19 protein-coding genes and 2 pseudogenes are annotated in these 14,209 nt (G+C 58.3%); 7 read left to right on the top strand and 14 right to left on the bottom strand.

Translation table 11 applies throughout. From position 1 onward, the window contains the following. The first annotated feature begins 173 nt into the window (after window positions 1-173). Window positions 174-338, top strand: a complete 165-nt coding sequence (locus tag AC1DZP_RS33520) for a hypothetical protein (protein WP_477226464.1) — start codon at window positions 174-176, stop codon at window positions 336-338. A gap of 37 nt (window positions 339-375) precedes the next feature. On the opposite strand, the gene AC1DZP_RS33515 is transcribed toward AC1DZP_RS33520, so the two are convergent. The 4 genes from AC1DZP_RS33515 to AC1DZP_RS33500 all read right to left on the bottom strand — a co-directional run bounded on the left by AC1DZP_RS33515 (window position 376) and on the right by AC1DZP_RS33500 (window position 4,656). Then, on the bottom strand, window positions 376-765 hold the full coding sequence (locus AC1DZP_RS33515) for a hypothetical protein (RefSeq protein ID WP_477308385.1): 390 nt from the start codon (window positions 763-765) through the stop codon (window positions 376-378). Window positions 766-862: 97 nt separating this feature from the next. After that, window positions 863-2,971 carry a catalase gene (gene katE, locus AC1DZP_RS33510; RefSeq protein WP_477308383.1) on the bottom strand — a complete coding sequence of 703 codons (2,109 nt, stop codon included), beginning with the start codon at window positions 2,969-2,971 and terminating at the stop codon, window positions 863-865. Window positions 2,972-3,620: 649 nt separating this feature from the next. Next, window positions 3,621-3,797 carry a hypothetical protein gene (locus AC1DZP_RS33505; protein WP_477226462.1) on the bottom strand — a complete coding sequence of 59 codons (177 nt, stop codon included), beginning with the start codon at window positions 3,795-3,797 and terminating at the stop codon, window positions 3,621-3,623. Window positions 3,798-4,176: 379 nt separating this feature from the next. Continuing rightward, complete coding sequence (locus AC1DZP_RS33500; RefSeq protein ID WP_477226461.1) at window positions 4,177-4,656, bottom strand: YidB family protein; 480 nt, start codon at window positions 4,654-4,656, stop codon at window positions 4,177-4,179. 415 nt (window positions 4,657-5,071) lie between these two features. Between AC1DZP_RS33500 and AC1DZP_RS33495 the strand changes: the two genes are divergently transcribed. Continuing rightward, window positions 5,072-5,518, top strand: a complete 447-nt coding sequence (locus tag AC1DZP_RS33495; protein ID WP_477226460.1) for a Ros/MucR family transcriptional regulator — start codon at window positions 5,072-5,074, stop codon at window positions 5,516-5,518. Window positions 5,519-5,938: 420 nt separating this feature from the next. Then, window positions 5,939-6,094 (top strand): entericidin domain-containing protein, encoded by a 156-nt coding sequence (locus AC1DZP_RS33490; protein ID WP_111547486.1) that lies wholly within the window; start codon window positions 5,939-5,941, stop codon window positions 6,092-6,094. A gap of 123 nt (window positions 6,095-6,217) precedes the next feature. Here the strand turns inward: AC1DZP_RS33490 and AC1DZP_RS33485 are convergent, their stop codons facing one another. The 3 genes from AC1DZP_RS33485 to AC1DZP_RS33475 all read right to left on the bottom strand — a co-directional run bounded on the left by AC1DZP_RS33485 (window position 6,218) and on the right by AC1DZP_RS33475 (window position 7,259). Continuing rightward, window positions 6,218-6,511 carry a hypothetical protein gene (locus AC1DZP_RS33485; protein WP_477308381.1) on the bottom strand — a complete coding sequence of 98 codons (294 nt, stop codon included), beginning with the start codon at window positions 6,509-6,511 and terminating at the stop codon, window positions 6,218-6,220. A 32-nt stretch (window positions 6,512-6,543) separates the two neighbouring features. Continuing rightward, window positions 6,544-6,840: a thermonuclease family protein gene (locus tag AC1DZP_RS33480; protein ID WP_477308379.1), complete on the bottom strand. Its 297-nt coding sequence runs from the start codon at window positions 6,838-6,840 to the stop codon at window positions 6,544-6,546. Between the two features lie 284 nt (window positions 6,841-7,124). Beyond that, window positions 7,125-7,259, bottom strand: a complete 135-nt coding sequence (locus AC1DZP_RS33475; protein WP_477308377.1) for a hypothetical protein — start codon at window positions 7,257-7,259, stop codon at window positions 7,125-7,127. A gap of 882 nt (window positions 7,260-8,141) precedes the next feature. On the opposite strand from AC1DZP_RS33475, the gene AC1DZP_RS33470 reads away from it, so the two are divergent. From AC1DZP_RS33470 to AC1DZP_RS33460, 3 genes are all read left to right on the top strand, one after another. Next, the gene (locus AC1DZP_RS33470; RefSeq protein ID WP_477308375.1) at window positions 8,142-8,390 is read left to right on the top strand and encodes a DUF982 domain-containing protein; all 249 of its coding nucleotides are present in this window, start codon (window positions 8,142-8,144) and stop codon (window positions 8,388-8,390) included. A gap of 127 nt (window positions 8,391-8,517) precedes the next feature. Further along, a complete protein-coding gene (locus AC1DZP_RS33465; protein WP_477308373.1) occupies window positions 8,518-8,697 on the top strand; it encodes a hypothetical protein in 180 nt (59 codons plus the stop codon). 151 nt (window positions 8,698-8,848) lie between these two features. Beyond that, entirely contained in the window at window positions 8,849-9,043 is a 195-nt protein-coding gene (locus tag AC1DZP_RS33460) for a hypothetical protein (RefSeq protein ID WP_477308371.1), read from the top strand. A gap of 424 nt (window positions 9,044-9,467) precedes the next feature. Here AC1DZP_RS33460 and AC1DZP_RS33455 read toward each other — a convergent pair whose 3' ends face one another. From AC1DZP_RS33455 to AC1DZP_RS33430, 6 genes and pseudogenes are all read right to left on the bottom strand, one after another. Further along, entirely contained in the window at window positions 9,468-9,683 is a 216-nt protein-coding gene (locus AC1DZP_RS33455; protein ID WP_477308369.1) for a hypothetical protein, read from the bottom strand. A 79-nt stretch (window positions 9,684-9,762) separates the two neighbouring features. Continuing rightward, a pseudogene (locus tag AC1DZP_RS33450) lies at window positions 9,763-10,099 on the bottom strand (YidB family protein). 206 nt (window positions 10,100-10,305) lie between these two features. Continuing rightward, window positions 10,306-10,587 (bottom strand): hypothetical protein, encoded by a 282-nt coding sequence (locus AC1DZP_RS33445; RefSeq protein ID WP_477308367.1) that lies wholly within the window; start codon window positions 10,585-10,587, stop codon window positions 10,306-10,308. A 72-nt stretch (window positions 10,588-10,659) separates the two neighbouring features. Then, the gene (locus AC1DZP_RS33440; RefSeq protein ID WP_477308365.1) at window positions 10,660-10,881 is read right to left on the bottom strand and encodes a DUF768 domain-containing protein; all 222 of its coding nucleotides are present in this window, start codon (window positions 10,879-10,881) and stop codon (window positions 10,660-10,662) included. A 163-nt stretch (window positions 10,882-11,044) separates the two neighbouring features. Beyond that, window positions 11,045-11,245, bottom strand: coding sequence for a hypothetical protein (locus tag AC1DZP_RS33435; protein WP_477308363.1), 201 nt, complete (start codon window positions 11,243-11,245; stop codon window positions 11,045-11,047). Beyond that, a pseudogene (locus tag AC1DZP_RS33430) lies at window positions 11,242-12,114 on the bottom strand (ATP-dependent DNA ligase). The gene AC1DZP_RS33435 and the pseudogene AC1DZP_RS33430 overlap by 4 nt, the downstream one beginning before the upstream one ends. Before the next feature lie 155 nt (window positions 12,115-12,269). Between AC1DZP_RS33430 and AC1DZP_RS33425 the strand changes: the two are divergent. Next, on the top strand, window positions 12,270-13,160 hold the full coding sequence (locus AC1DZP_RS33425; protein WP_477308361.1) for an ankyrin repeat domain-containing protein: 891 nt from the start codon (window positions 12,270-12,272) through the stop codon (window positions 13,158-13,160). Between the two features lie 647 nt (window positions 13,161-13,807). Here the strand turns inward: AC1DZP_RS33425 and AC1DZP_RS33420 are convergent. Continuing rightward, on the bottom strand, window positions 13,808-14,074 hold the full coding sequence (locus AC1DZP_RS33420) for a DUF982 domain-containing protein (RefSeq protein ID WP_477308359.1): 267 nt from the start codon (window positions 14,072-14,074) through the stop codon (window positions 13,808-13,810). Window positions 14,075-14,209 lie beyond the last annotated feature (135 nt).

Below are 14,209 nucleotides of genomic sequence, written 5' to 3'. Positions count from 1 at the left end.
GGACGCAAGAACCTCCGCTGCCACCGGGCAAAACCAGCAAGCCGCGCGGAAGAAGGCGCAGAAGTAACGACGGAAATGGCTTGATGCCATGCACGGGCACCTGCCTTGCGCAGTGGCAGAGGGGAACCGACCTGCGAGTTTGTTGTTGTCCTTCACACACCGGAGACAGCACCATGCCGAAGGACCAGACCAAATCCCAGGATTCCGACCGCGAGGCGATGCACCTCGCCGAGACGACCGACGTGTCGCCGAAGCAGGCGAAGGATCTTTTGCGCGAGCATGGCGGCGACAAGAAAAAAGCCACCGAAAAGGCCAAGAATTTCAAGGCTGAGGGATAGCGGTGCAAGCGGCGCACAAAGGCAAGTTGACACTTGGTCAGGCCAAACGGTCTTTTGCCGCATTGGCCGCCCAAACGGGCATCCCGGTTGAGTATGGCGCAGAGTGAGGCGCTATGCCAAGGCCGATGAAGAAGCCGGTTCCGAGAGCACCCGGTTTCTGCTTGGCCAGGGCCTGCAACTGGTCGCGAATGAGATCGAGCCCGCCCGACGGCAGCAAACCGCCCAGATAGGCGACATGATCCGCGACCGTGACAGGATCCACGACGAAACCATAGATCGAAATGAGGGCCGCCAGCGCCGGAAAGCGATTAACCCTTCGGAGGCGAATGCCCCCGAGGGGATGGTAGCGCTTGCTCAGTTCCTTATTGGATGCACTCGGAAAGAGCCAGCCACTGGACTGCACCCCTGTGGCAGGCTCGTCAGGCATTACCGGCCCCGACCGAGCAACGCGTCAGCGCGGCGCCACCAACTGAACTTGTCTATCTCGTCGTTCTCCTGAGATGGCCCGATGTTGCTAGCGGAATTTAACCCAACTTCACCTTCGGCTCGCGCGCCCACCAGCGCAACTCTCCAAGCCTTGCAACAAAGCCCGAAATATCCTTGGCCGATCCAAGGGAGATAACCGCCTCATCTTCGACAACTCCGACCTTAGACAACAGCGGAGCTGCCGCCTCGACGAAGCCGATGAACTTGCAATGCGCGAACGCATCCGCGACGAAGTCGCGGGCGGTCGATTCCTTCATCAGGTCGTCCATCGCAGGCTTTGCCGGCAACAGCGCGATGGCGTCGTAGAGAACCGATGGCGCGCCCGATATCATCTGGTGCGCATCGATCCAGCTGCCGTCGCTGGCCTTGGCCCCGCCGACCTTCGGCGCGATGATCTCGAAGCTTGCGCCAGCCTTGGTCAACGCCTGCTGCATGCCCTTCAGCAGGCCGGCGTCTGTCCCGTCGGTCACCAGGATGCCGAGCTTGCGACCTTCAAAACGACCAGGTCCGTTCTTGAGGATGCTGAGCGAATCCAAAGCTGCGAGATCCCGGCGCGTTGCCACTGCCGCATCGGCAGGCTTCGGCATAGCCTTCAGACCGAGCGCGTCCGCCACCTTGCCGGCCAGCCCATCGTCGATGTTCAGAAGGTGGGAAACGATGCGCTCGCGAATGACCGGGGTTTGCACCTTGCTCAGCTCAAACGTGAGCGCCGAGGCGATGTGCGCCTGCTCTACGGGGTGCTGACTGATGTAGAACTGGCGTGCCTGGCTGTAGTGATCGGCAAAGGTTTCAGACCGCAACCGGGCCTTTGGGCCAGCTTCGACTTCGTCAAAGGACCGGGCACCCCTAGCGGGCGATTCACGTGGTCCTTCGTCCCATGAATTCGGCTGGTAGTTGRCACGCCCGACCGGGTTGCGCATCGCCATGTGTCCATCCTGTTGAAAGTGATGGAAGGGACATTTGGGTGCGTTGATCGGAAGGTGGGTGAAGTTGGTGCTGCCCAGCCGTTTGATCTGCGTGTCGAGGTAGGAGAAATTTCGGCCCTGCAGCAGCGGGTCGTTCGAAAAGTCTACGCCGGGCGGCACGTTCTGCGTCATGAACGCGACCTGCTCGGTCTCGGCAAAGAAATTGTCGGGCATACGATCGAGCACAAGACGGCCAACCGCGATCGGCGGCAGCACCTCCTCGGGGATGAGTTTGGTGGGATCGAGGATATCGAAGTCGAAGCTGTCGGCGAGCGCCTGATCAAACAGCTGCAGTTGCAGTTCCCATTCGGGGAAGTTGCCGGCGTGGATGGCGTCCCACAGGTCGCGGCGATGGAAGTCGGGATCCGCGCCGTTGATCTTGACCGCTTCATTCCAGGCGACGGACTGGAGACCGAGCTTCGGCTTCCAGAGGAACTTGACGAAGGTCGATTCATCGTTGGCGTTGAGCAGCCGGAACGTGTGAACACCAAAACCTTCCATGAAGCGCAGGGAACGCGGGATCGCCCTGTCTGACATCGCCCACATGATCATGTGCATGCTTTCCGGAGTGAGCGAGATGAAGTCCCAGAAATTGTCATGCGCTGTCTGCGCCTGCGGGAAGTCGCTGTTGGGCTCGGCCTTGGCGGCGTGGATCAAGTCGGGAAATTTGATCGCATCCTGGATGAAGAACACCGGCATGTTGTTGCCGACGATGTCCCAGTTGCCTTCTTGCGTATAGAGTTTGACGGCGAAGCCACGCACATCCCGGGCAAGGTCGGCAGAACCCTTGTTGCCGGCAACGGTGGAGAAGCGGACGAAAGCCGGTGTCTTTTCGCCGGCGCGCTGGAAGATGTCGGCACGCGTGTATTTCGCCAGCGATTCATAGGTTTCGAAATAGCCGTGCACACCATAGCCACGGGCATGGACGACGCGTTCGGGGATCCGCTCGTGATCGAAATGGAAGATTTTTTCGCGGAAGTGAAAATCTTCGAGCACGGTCGGTCCACGTGGGCCGATCCTGAGCGAGTTCTGGTCGTCCGCAACCGGCCCGCCCTGGGCCGTTGTCAGCACCGGTGTCGAGCCGGATGCGACCTGATGCAGTTCTCCGCCAACGCCACGCGCCAGTTTCTGATCATGAATTGTCGCAGCCGTCCCGGCCGATTTGGATGTTTGCTTCGCCATGCTGGAAATCCCTTGAGGTGAACGCGCAAGCTGCACTGCTTGCTCAATGTCCCGAATGGATTTGCGTTCCTTCTCGATTCCAGATCCTTAAACGACGAAGGCCGCCCGGGTTTGCCGGCGGCCTTTCATTGCCCTCAAAGGGCGAATGCGGTCAGAAGTTCTTGTTGATCGCGGCTGCCGTCTTTTTTGTCGCATCCTTGACGGCGGACTTCGCCTCGCCTACGCCTTCTGAACCTTGCCGTTGGCTTCCCGCGCGGCGGCCTTCAGCCCGCAGATGGTCATTGCCGACGGCCTTGCCGACGCCTTCCTTGGCTTTGCCTACTGCCTGATTGGCGCGACCCGAAGCCTAGTCGCTGGTGCTTCCCATGGAATTTTCCTCTTCCCGCCTGGCTTCTTGGCGGTACGACGACGTTTGAAACCGGAGAAGGCTGCTCGGCAGACAGGCGCTGCTCTCGCAGCCGCGCCGTCTTGGTCTCTCTCGCCAGACGCTCAGCCTCAATCGTCAGTTTCGATTCGCGATCAGCACGCTCAATCCGTTCCTTGTCGACGCGTCGATGGGTCACGAAAGCCTCCTTGGCCGACCGACCTGAATTCTCGTCCGGCTGAAATGTTCCTTCACCGGATCGAGACGGTAAGCCCGGCGGCGACCCTACGGTTTACGGGCAGTCAGAATGTGTGCTTCCCGCAATAGCGACGCCCAGCTGTGCACACCCAAGAATGCGATTAGCTCGCGGGCTTGCGTTTCCGTGATGCCAGTTTCATTGACCAGGCGACGCGCGACAGGATCGTCCGGCTTGCTGGGCGCTTTGCCCTGTTCGTCAGTCATCATCGTGTCCCTTGACGACCCAACGACAGGGCAGAGGCAATGGTTCCTTCGCCGGAATGACTCGCTAATCCTATCCGGAAGCGTACACTTCCTTTGGCGCTCGATATTGCAAGGCAATGGGCGCTTGGAAGAGTCGATCACGCTTTCACCCTACTCGGTAAGGGATTGCGGATATGAGGACTCTCTGGGGCATTGCCGACCCCGAACAATTGACTGCACTCGCTAAGCTCTTAGAGGAATACGCCCAGGACATGGGTATCTCCGGCGATCAAGAAGCACGCGACCGTTTGGCCGAGCGTATCCTCGCACTGTTCAACCAGGGTGCGACACCTCAGGAAATCAGACGGCGCCTGAATTCCAGTCCCGCAGCGCCTTCGCCTTAGGTCGTCCGGCCGCGGGTGGGTGTTGGTAACGAATCGAGGAGTGAAGGCTCATCGGTCTTCTGGGAGGGATTTGCAGCCGGCAGTTCACCTTCTGGCGTCAGCTTGTCGACTGCTTCGGGCAAGTCTTTCGTGATCCTGGCAATCAACTCATCGCGCGACAGACCGGTCTGCATCGAAAGAGAAGTGAGGGTGTCCTCGTCTATTGCCGTTTCCACGTCTTTCGGTTCGATCGGCTCGTTGGGTCCGGTACGAACCCACGAATCTACCTTCGACCCGACTCCTGCATTTCTGAAGCGGTCTAGGATGTCTCCAAGCGCCGTTCCGGACACACCCTTGGACAGCTGATCCATAAGCCCGCCTTGCGGGTTGTTGGGATCGCGATTTCCTGCACCGCGGATCAAGTCGCCGATCTTGTCGCGATTTTGGTAAGCCAAAATGCCGAGCATTGCGACAGCCAGTCTTCCCAGATTTGCCATTGTTTTCCTCCCTTAGGTCACAAAGGAGAAGGTTCCGTGCTCGTAAAGGTTCCTTCTGTTCGATCCCGGTAGACTTTTTCACACGAGTCCCGCGCTGGCCGGTCTCCTCCCGAACGCGTGGCGCAGTTTCGCCTCGCCCTCACATGACGGACCCGAGCGGTGAGGCCTGGCTTGACTCACTCGACGCTTGGGTCCGCCACCGCGGCAGGAATACCCGCGGGCCGTTCGGCACGACCGCGCTATGGACGCCTGAAGTCGCCGTGTCTAATGCCCCCGGGTCGCTTCCGGCGCTCGCTCGCCGAAGAGCTTCCGAGCGCCGCCGATCGCATCGCGGGCCATCGCAAGCCAGGCGTCCAGGTTGCGCACTTAAAGGCTCTCTAATAAAACATTGATCAGATAAACGAAGGGCCAGCATATGACCGACGAAGCCGAACATCGCGCCGTTGAGCTGGCTGAACTAACCGTCGAAATTGTATCGGCATTTGTAAGCAACAACTCAATACCAGCAGCAAGTCTGCCGGACCTGATTGCCTCGGTTCACCGGTCATTGTCCGGCCTAAGTCAGCCAGCGCCACCCGAGCCGCAGAGACCAGCGGTCAATCCTAACAAGTCCGTGTTTCCCGATTACATCGTAAGCTTGGAAGACGGCCGCAAGTTCAAGTCCATGAAACGGCACCTCGGATTGCTCGGCATGACACCAGAGGAATACCGCGCCAAGTGGAGCTTGCCGCTTGATTATCCAATGGTCGCCCCGAATTACGCCGCGAAGCGATCAGCCCTGGCGAAGGAATTTGGTTTGGGCCGTAAGGCTGCGCCTGACGCGCCAGCCACTAAGGGGCCCGGGAAGCGGAAGGCGAAGTGACCCGTCTAGCTATCGCCGAAGATCTTGAAAGCGCCGCCGGCGGCGCTGGCGTGAGGCTCAGGAAGGCTTAGGCTCGGGTTCAGGAGGCGGCGCGTCGGGTCGGGGCAATCAGACGATTGCTCACACGGAGAGGGCCTATCGCCAACGCCGCCATAGCGTTCCACAAGTTTGCGAAGCCGTAGGCGAAGGCGGACAGAAGCGCCAGGATAACCACCATTCGGACGGCCATACGGGATTGTAGCAGCATCATCCCGCGTTGGATGCCGCAATCCGCCGCGCTAACGCCGACCCACAAGATGCTGCGAGACGTGGTCGGCTAAGCGAAAACGGAGTCTGGTTTCCTCTTTTGTGTCTTGGCCATGGAACCAGCCGAGCTCGCTTCCGTTGCTGTAGGGCGAGTCTACCGAGAGTTAAACCGTTATGAAAACATCTACATATGCAGTTATCGCGCTGCTCGCCAGTGCGCTTTTGGTATCGGCCTGCGCAAACACGATCCGTGGCGTCGGCAAGGATGCCGCCAACACCGTCAACGCTACCCAGAACGCCGGCAAGAGAGTTGCCACCGCCGCGAACTAGCCTCGCGGTGCTCTGCCTACGTGAAATGGCCGCCATGATTGGGCGGCCTTCTTCTTTTTCAGGCCGAAGCGGGGACGGGCACCTGCCACGTCGGAAAAAATCTAGAGGGATGCTAATGTTGCCTCAAGTCGTTCCACCGCCCGCTTTGTCCATGGTGGTTTGGCGAGCCTGTTGTCTACCTGCTGCGACGTGGTTTGGCGGCGGCCAGCTTGTCTCGCTTGCCCACTCTAGTTCCAACAATCTGATGTAGTAGGTATCAAAGGCCTCGCTGTTCTTTCGCTCCTTTCTCAGGAGATAAGGATACGACAGCGCAAAGGCCAAAATCGTGATCAAGCAGATCGGGCCCGCCATGTGGTTGCTGCCTGCAAGCCAATAGAAAACTGCAACCACACTGCCGCTATCGCCGCCTGCTTGCATTGGCGTTTGCTGTGATCACCCTTCCGGGGGCGCTATGGGCGTCCGCCCCGCCTATATTCGCCGGGATCCATAAAGCTCCCTGACCACAAGTTACGTTTGAGAATGCGGGCTTCGCGCTCTTCGGCAAGGTATCGAGGCGCTTGTTTGTCGGCGACCGCCAATCCGTGTTTCACCAGGTCGCGTCCGAGATCGATGCTTCCAACGAAACAGACGCCGACATCGTTGTCATAGCGGTCCTTGCCTTCGATGGTGCAGGATACATCGCTGGAGGCAATGAGATGGCGAATGTCGCGCATACCTGCCGCAGGGCCAGATTTTGTCAGCGGCATCAAAACACGCCTGCGAAAGTTCGGGGGCATCGATACCGAGCAATTGAACGCGTTTTTTGTCATGCCAAAGCGTGTCGCCGTCATGAGCAAACCAATGCTCTACTGCGGACACAGGGCCACAGGTGACCACGAAGGCGAGAGCGAGGATTAACCTACCCACGGCTAAGCCCAAATGAATGTGATTATTGCGCCCTTCTCGACGTATTGTTAAGCTTGGATCACGCGAACCGAATGGCAAAGATGAGGCTAACATCAGGCTATGGATAATCTGTAAATGAACCTCCTCAACGCTTCGCGTTCGGCGTAATTTCCTCAACCCGCAGCTTGTCGCCGATCTCCTTTGCTAGAGCGAACGCCTTCTCCTTGTCTTTCGTGGTCAGCACCGTGCGCCAATGCGGCTTCTCGAACACGCTCCACATAGGTTTGTCACCTCCCTGAAAAGCCCGCGTCTCGTTGCGGAAAACGCGGGCCGATCAGGTGGTGCATTTTCCCGATCTTCGGCCAGGGATGGGGTCAGCATCGCCAGCCGCAAGCACCAACTTTTAGAGGTCGCTAATGTTCCGTCAAGGCCTGGGGGCCGCACCTGATCAAACCGCAGATTTTGCGGAATAAAGCCCGCTGCTTAACGGTGATTGGCCTCTTCAAGGCACGAGAACGCGAGGTACCCACACTCATGGCACTTGTACAAATTCTGGTCTTGTCTGCCGTGGTTAACCATGGGCTCCTGCCTTGCTCGCCATATCCAGCAGCGCGGGCATTGAGGCGTATCGTCTATAAGGGGCTGATACGTATCTAGGCGGGCACAGGCAGCGACCTTGTCGTCCAGATCGGATTCCAGTTTTGCCTTGGCTTCATCGTGCAGGTCCAGCCTGCGCCTTAGGTCTCCGGCCTTCTTCTTCTCGTCGAAAGCCAACCGTTCGGCGTCGCGCGTGAGGGTTTCCCTGAAGCGGACCATTGCTGAATGGAGTGCAAATGGCGCATGCGGAATGCAAGATGTCCCTATGAGGTACACCCGAATGAGGTATAGCGAGCCTCACGGTGGCGGGGGCTTTTCAATTTAATTCGCACACGGCCATTTGAATTGCGGCGCGGACCCATACTGATTACTTGCCCGGCATGGTCAAGATGAAGCTCACGATCTGGATCGTGCTGGCGGTAGTAATCGTGGTCGGCATATATCTGTTTTTACAAGCGGACGCGCCCGATTGGTCATCGCGCCTTTGATCGCCGCAACCCAGCCGTAGGGGGCGCACCGATACGGGCCCCCAGGAACCCATTGTTGTTAGGGCCGTTGACTATGCATGACCCAACAATTTGGTGGGGTGCCTATCAAAGGCGTCCGTGGTGTTCGCGTCGTTCATACCGTTCTGGAAATGTGCGATATCCTCACAGACGGCGATTGGCCATCTGGCGGACCTAAGTTCCTCGCCGCTCTGGCCGCCCTGGTAGAGGAACGTGTCGGCCGATGCAGCCCGAAACAGGTTCGAATTGCATTCATTAGCGCGGCGCTGGAAGCCGATGTGCTACCGGAAGCATTCATGCAGAATTGACGTCACTTCCTGCGAAGGGCCAGCAATCTCCCCACCGCTGGGAGGGTTGAGACACTTCTAAGCTTCATCGCACGTCTAAGCACTTCGTCCACATTGGCAAATGCGAACCCATCGCCATCGGAGGGAGATGAAAAAGCGCCCATCATACGCCGTCTACAGGCCGCCAATGGTCGGGTTTCCGTTTCTGGCTGTCATTCTGGCGGTTGACGGTACAGCTACGGCCCGACCATTTGAAACGGCTGAAGACGCCGCTGCCTTCAACAGGCTGATGGCAGAGATTGAGCATTCCGGCAAAACAGGGAATTGACGATATCCCCACACCACGAAGTCGCGACCGCACCATATGACTCGCTAACGGACTGTCGGAAGCGTACAATTCTTTGTCGCTCGATCTAGCAAGGCAACGAGCGCTTGGAAGCCAAATCAGGTGCTCCCGCCCAACTGCGCTGGGAGGCATTATGGCTCAAGTCGAGAGATGCGATCTCGTTTCCGCCTTCGATTGTGATGTCATTCGCGAGGCGTTCAAAAAGTCCGTCGTCGAAGAAAGCATTCCAGCCGATCAATGGCGCAATCATGCCGCAAGGCTGATCCGCGCTTTCACCGGAGTGGAGGATATTGACCCGTCCATGCTGGACTGGGTAGCGCGGAAGTAGGCGCTACCCAGCCGTAGGGGGCCGCACCGGTCCTGTGGTGTTCCACGGGATAAATTCGACTTCCGTCCCGTCACTTCCCGCACCGCCTTCAACAGCACCTCATGTAAGACGCGAGTCTGCCGGCAGTGCTCGCAATGCGGCGATATGAACGGCTCCACGATGCTCCAGTGCAGCGCTTCCGCTGCCACCAGAAAGCGCTCGATTTCAGCCTGCGATATAGGCGAACTCCGTTAAAGGGGGTCGCCGCAACGAGAGGATTATATTCCTCAACTTGGAGACGGCAAGGGCTATTCTGGCAAAGCCCGCATCCCATCGGCGTTCGTCGTCTCAGGGACGTTGTTGGCGATCCACCGATCTAGGAAGTTGATTCCGCTTATACTCATCGAGCCATAAGCTCGTGCTCGGGTTTTCAGTTCCGCACGTGCTAGTCGACCTCGATAATCTTCCAGCTTACCTTCTTGACGGGCGTTCGACGACGTTTGACCCGAGACGCCTGCTCCCCAGATACTTCCACGGAAAGGCGCTGCTCTCGCAGCCGCGCCGTCTTGGCCTCTCTCGCCAGACGCTCAGCCTCAATCATCAGTTTCGATTCGCGATCAGCACGCCCAATCCGTTCCTTGTCGACGCGCCGATGGGTCATTCAGGCCTCCTTGGAACCTGAATTTTCGTCCGGCTAAAATGTTCCCTCCCATGACAGGACGATAGCTCCCAACTACAGCCTAGCGCTCGGTGGTGGGCGCTGGCACTGGATCGAGGAGTGTAGTCTCACCAGTCTGTTGGGTCTGATGTGCTGTCGGAAGTTCGCCTTTTGGCGTCAGCTTGTCGACTGCTTCGGGCAAATCCTTCGTAATCCTGGCAATCAGCTCATCGCGTGACAGACCCGTCTGCATCGAAAGTGACGTGAGGGTTTGCCGTCTCCACATCCTTCGGTTCAATCGGCTCGTTGGCTCCGGTGCCAACCCACGAATCTACCTTCGATCCCGCTCCRGCATTTCTGAAGCGGTCGAGGATGTCCCCAAGCGCCGTCCCAGATACACCCTTGGAAAGCTGATCCATAAGCCCGTCTTGCGGGTTGTTTGGATCGCGATTTCCTGCACCGAGGATCAAGTCGCCGATCTTGTCGCGATTTTGGTACGCCAGAACGCCAAGCCTTGCGACAGCTAGTTTTCCCAGATTTGCCATTGGTTTCCTCCCTTGAGTTACAGGGAGAATTGAGACTGAAGTCCTTGGCTTGCCGGCCCTAAAGACCCACGCGTAATGAGCTAACCGAAAGTCGGTTTCCAGTCGCGGTTGCGCTTCGCGTTGATCCCTTCGTAATCAGGAACCACAGTGAAAAACACCGGTCGGCGGTCGCGGCCTGCAGCCTTGCAGTCCGAGCAGCCAAAGAGCCCGACCAAGTCCCAATGCATGGAACCATGGTGCGGCCCGAGCTTGTCTATCAGCGCCTGGATATCGAGCTTTGTCGACTTGCAGCACATCGGGTGCTCGCAATTGACGTGGAGCGAATCGTTGGCAGCCAGGGTGTCGGCGAGGGTTTTGGGCATGGCAGACTCCGTTGAAGGGTCGCCGCAACGGGAGGGTTATATTCCTGACAATGTGAGCGCCGGCAAGCGGTTTCAGTTGGCCACGCCAGCGTCGTGGTGCACGATTGCATCCTGGATCGAATTGTAGATGCTAACGGTCTCTTCCTCGATCTCGGTGCTACCTATGCCGATCGCATTGGCGTCTGCAAATAGCTTCTGGGTCAATTCTGCGACTGAGATGATGTCGGCGCCGACCGTCTCGGGGACGTTGTTGGAAATCCATTTGTGCAGGAAGTTGACGCCGCGTGTGCTCATCTCGCCATCATAAGTCCGTCACCTTTAAGAACCCGCCGCTCCATTCACGGCAGCGGCGGGCCGTCCCTTAGGGATCATGGGGACTTGCCGGGATGTTGGTTGCCCCTGCCAACCAAACAACTATTAGAATTCTCTAATGTTCCATTGCTCGCGTGCCAGGCAGTTAGCGCAACCCTTGCATGATGAATTCGTAGATCGTGCGAATTTCTTCATCGATCTCTTGGCCGGGAATGCCTTGGGTTTCCGCCGCCCGTTTCGCGTCGACAGTCATATCGATCACGAGCAGAACTGAGTGCATGATCGGATCATCCGGCAAATGGTCCGATATCCAATGGTAGAGAAAATCACTTCCCCGCTTGCTCATACTTCCCGAAAATCCTGCAAGGAGGCATGCCGCAAATCTTCCTCGCCGCGCAAGTGCTTCACCCGTCCGATCAGCCCAGGCTTGACCCATTGTGTCGCTGGCCGCTTCATGCCCTTGGGCGCGTTCCCCGCGTGATCCTGAACCCTTGCCCAAAGCCGTTCGCGCATCTCGCGGTTCAACGTGATGAAAGCCGAGCCGACATAGCGCCCGGTTCCGCGCTCCGCCATCAGTGCGAAAGCGGGCTTACCTGCCTCACGCTCGACGCCGAGCAGCTCATATTCATCGATCGTGTAGCATTTCGCCTTCAGCCAGTTGGTTGACGGGCCGCTGCTATTTGCTGTCCCGCCGCTTGGAAACCATTCCTTCCAGTCCAGCCTTGTCGACCAGGTGAAAAATGCTTGCTGCATCGCCTGGTAGAGCCTCGCTGAATAACTCCCGCCCGGCTCGATCATGCTGGACAGGATCTCGCGGCGTTCCTCACAGGCCATGTCGCGCAGATCGTGGCCGTTGAGGTGCAGCAGATCGAAGGCGACAAAATAGAGGTCATGTTGCCGGCGGGTGATTGCCTTCCGCAACTCGCCGAAGTCAGACAGCCCGGCGTCGTTCAGAACGATAATCTCGCCGTCGATGRTGGCGCTTTCGACCTCAAGCAAGGCGGCAGCGGCGGCCAGGTCGCGATACTTCGACGTCCAGTCGAGACCGCGGCGGGTGAAGATGCGCACGCCTCCGGCATCCTTGACGATCTGGGAGCGATAGCCGTCAAATTTCACCTCATGCTGCCAGCCTTCCCCCTCGGGCGGCTTCTCAACAAGCGTCGGCATCAATGGCTCGATAAACGACAACCGGACCCCACCGGCACCCTTACGCATCGGAACTCCTGCAACTCGAATTTGATTCAAATATCGCAGAGCCGTTTTCGTTCCGTTAGCAATTACTGAAATACCTTGCCGCGATTCAGCATTCTCACTAAAATCAGCCCTTCTCGCAGCGTGCCAGGTCCACCGGTTAGACACAGGGGTGCCGAATGCGCGACGTTTTGCTTTTCATTCTGATAGTGCTCTTTCCAAATGTATCGCATGCCGCCGCCATCCACGACGCCGCCACGAAGGGCGATGTCGCGGCGATCACGGCGGCGCTCGATGCAGGTGCTGGGGTTGATGAGAGCGATGGGAAAGCGACACCACTCTATCTCGCGGTCAGGGGCGGGCAATTTGCAGCTGCAAAACTGCTCATTGAACGCGGTGCCGACGTCAACGCCGCCCCAACGCCGGCTTTGGGTCCTGCCCTCATGCCGGCTTTGGCAAAACGCAGGATCGACTTGATTAAATTGTTGCTGGACGGGGGCGCAAATCCAAATTCGAAGCGCAGCCGCGAAAACGCTATCCACATCGCTGTCAATCTCGGTTGCCTCGATTGCGTGAAGGCACTGGTCGAGGCCGGCGCGGATGTGAATGCGAAGACAAAGGACGGCAAGACACCGCTCCATCTGGCAAAATTCAAGGGGCTACGCGAAATCGCTGACTATCTCATGGCGCACGGCGTCGTCTTGCCAACGCCAGCTCCGATCTCGATGAAGTTGGCTACTGCCGAAGTCGAGAAAGGCCGAACCTCCTTCACCCACCTATGTGCCGGTTGCCACAATGTCGAGCCACAGGGTGGGACCAAGACGGGGCCGAACTTGTGGAGCGTCGTCGGCCGCGATAAGGCCTCTACGGCAAAAATGCGTTACTCCGACACCTTGCTGGGCTGGGAAGGCGTGTGGACTTACGAGGACCTGAATAAATATCTGCTTGAGCCCATGGTCACTACGCCGGGCGTCTACATGGAGATGCCTGGTGTTCCGGACGAGACCGAACGGGTCAACGTCATCGCCTACTTGCGCACACTCAGTGACAAACCGATCTCGCTGCCCTAACCCGGCCTACCGGTCGATCTGGGTCTCTGAAAAAAGCAAAAGCCCGCCACGGAGGAAGCCATGGCGGGCCCCGAAAGATGTCGAAACAACTTTCGTGCACCCGCGTCACGGATGCGTAGCCAAAACGAGCCGAAAAACAAACCGTTCCAACCAAAAAAGCCCGCCACCGGGTAACGATGGCGGAGCTTGTGTGGGTGCTCGTGGAGTGACTGCCGAGCAGGATCAGAACTTCCACGTTCTGCAACGGGTTCCAGCCCTCGCGCACAAAAAAGCCCGCCACCTTTCAGCAGCGGGCCAGAGACGTGGAGTGCTGGGCATCAAGCCAGCATAGGTAAACGAGCGGCGTAATGGCCGGTTGCCGCTCATTTAGAAAATTTGAATTTTCGGATAGACCGCCTATAATTCGTCAGCCGGCAAAACCCACCCCTCTTTGCCGGTAGGCTCGGCGGCGGTCAGTCCCCGAGCCCCCCGCTATGGCCGCCGGACCACGCGCTACAACGCGGCCTTGAGCGCGCGGTCCGGGCGCGGCACACCTGCCAGCGACACTACTGTCCCGGCTCGCAAGCGGATTTGCGTTCACCCAGGCGCGAACAGATCAGACTTTCTGTCCATCACCACACCGCGAGCTGCAGCTCTCTGTTCTCCGATCAACAATGGGCCAGTGGCGAAAAATCGGATCTGGCCAGCACTCCAGCTATCCTGGCAAAGCTGACAAACGCCCGTCGCGCCTGTTCGGTCGTCATTTGCCCGGCGATTGCGGCGTTGCAGCTCCTCACCGCGCAGCTGTACACCGGTCCCCGACGGGCCTTCGGCCATTGATTCAAGAATACCAGCGCCTCCCGCACCGAGTTGATGTCGTGTCTCACGTCATTGGTCTTAACCTGCACGGGGGCAAGAAAAGCCAAACTGGTCATTTGTTACCTCCCTGGGGTTGCAAGGTTGATTCAGCATCCCTTGACGGCTCTCTTTCGTTTGAGACTGTTGGATGTCATTTGACCATCCTCGCTATCTGCAGAGGCCAGGGGCTCGACGAGCCCCGGCCTTTCCTT

The organism is Mesorhizobium sp. P2_F8 (genome assembly GCF_056403655.1).
This window is presented reverse-complemented; position numbering and strand designations above follow the sequence as displayed.

Coding starts and splice junctions, on each gene's coding strand:
- AC1DZP_RS33520 (WP_477226464.1), top strand. CDS start 174: ATGCCGAAGGACCAGACCAAATCCCAGGATTCCGACCGCGAGGCGATG.
- AC1DZP_RS33515 (WP_477308385.1), bottom strand. CDS start 765: ATGCCTGACGAGCCTGCCACAGGGGTGCAGTCCAGTGGCTGGCTCTTT.
- AC1DZP_RS33505 (WP_477226462.1), bottom strand. CDS start 3,797: ATGACTGACGAACAGGGCAAAGCGCCCAGCAAGCCGGACGATCCTGTC.
- AC1DZP_RS33500 (WP_477226461.1), bottom strand. CDS start 4,656: ATGGCAAATCTGGGAAGACTGGCTGTCGCAATGCTCGGCATTTTGGCT.
- AC1DZP_RS33495 (WP_477226460.1), top strand. CDS start 5,072: ATGACCGACGAAGCCGAACATCGCGCCGTTGAGCTGGCTGAACTAACC.
- AC1DZP_RS33490 (WP_111547486.1), top strand. CDS start 5,939: ATGAAAACATCTACATATGCAGTTATCGCGCTGCTCGCCAGTGCGCTT.
- AC1DZP_RS33485 (WP_477308381.1), bottom strand. CDS start 6,511: ATGCAAGCAGGCGGCGATAGCGGCAGTGTGGTTGCAGTTTTCTATTGG.
- AC1DZP_RS33480 (WP_477308379.1), bottom strand. CDS start 6,840: ATGCCGCTGACAAAATCTGGCCCTGCGGCAGGTATGCGCGACATTCGC.
- AC1DZP_RS33475 (WP_477308377.1), bottom strand. CDS start 7,259: ATGTGGAGCGTGTTCGAGAAGCCGCATTGGCGCACGGTGCTGACCACG.
- AC1DZP_RS33470 (WP_477308375.1), top strand. CDS start 8,142: ATGACCCAACAATTTGGTGGGGTGCCTATCAAAGGCGTCCGTGGTGTT.
- AC1DZP_RS33465 (WP_477308373.1), top strand. CDS start 8,518: ATGAAAAAGCGCCCATCATACGCCGTCTACAGGCCGCCAATGGTCGGG.
- AC1DZP_RS33460 (WP_477308371.1), top strand. CDS start 8,849: ATGGCTCAAGTCGAGAGATGCGATCTCGTTTCCGCCTTCGATTGTGAT.
- AC1DZP_RS33455 (WP_477308369.1), bottom strand. CDS start 9,683: ATGACCCATCGGCGCGTCGACAAGGAACGGATTGGGCGTGCTGATCGC.
- AC1DZP_RS33445 (WP_477308367.1), bottom strand. CDS start 10,587: ATGCCCAAAACCCTCGCCGACACCCTGGCTGCCAACGATTCGCTCCAC.
- AC1DZP_RS33440 (WP_477308365.1), bottom strand. CDS start 10,881: ATGAGCACACGCGGCGTCAACTTCCTGCACAAATGGATTTCCAACAAC.
- AC1DZP_RS33435 (WP_477308363.1), bottom strand. CDS start 11,245: ATGAGCAAGCGGGGAAGTGATTTTCTCTACCATTGGATATCGGACCAT.
- AC1DZP_RS33425 (WP_477308361.1), top strand. CDS start 12,270: ATGCGCGACGTTTTGCTTTTCATTCTGATAGTGCTCTTTCCAAATGTA.
- AC1DZP_RS33420 (WP_477308359.1), bottom strand. CDS start 14,074: ATGACCAGTTTGGCTTTTCTTGCCCCCGTGCAGGTTAAGACCAATGAC.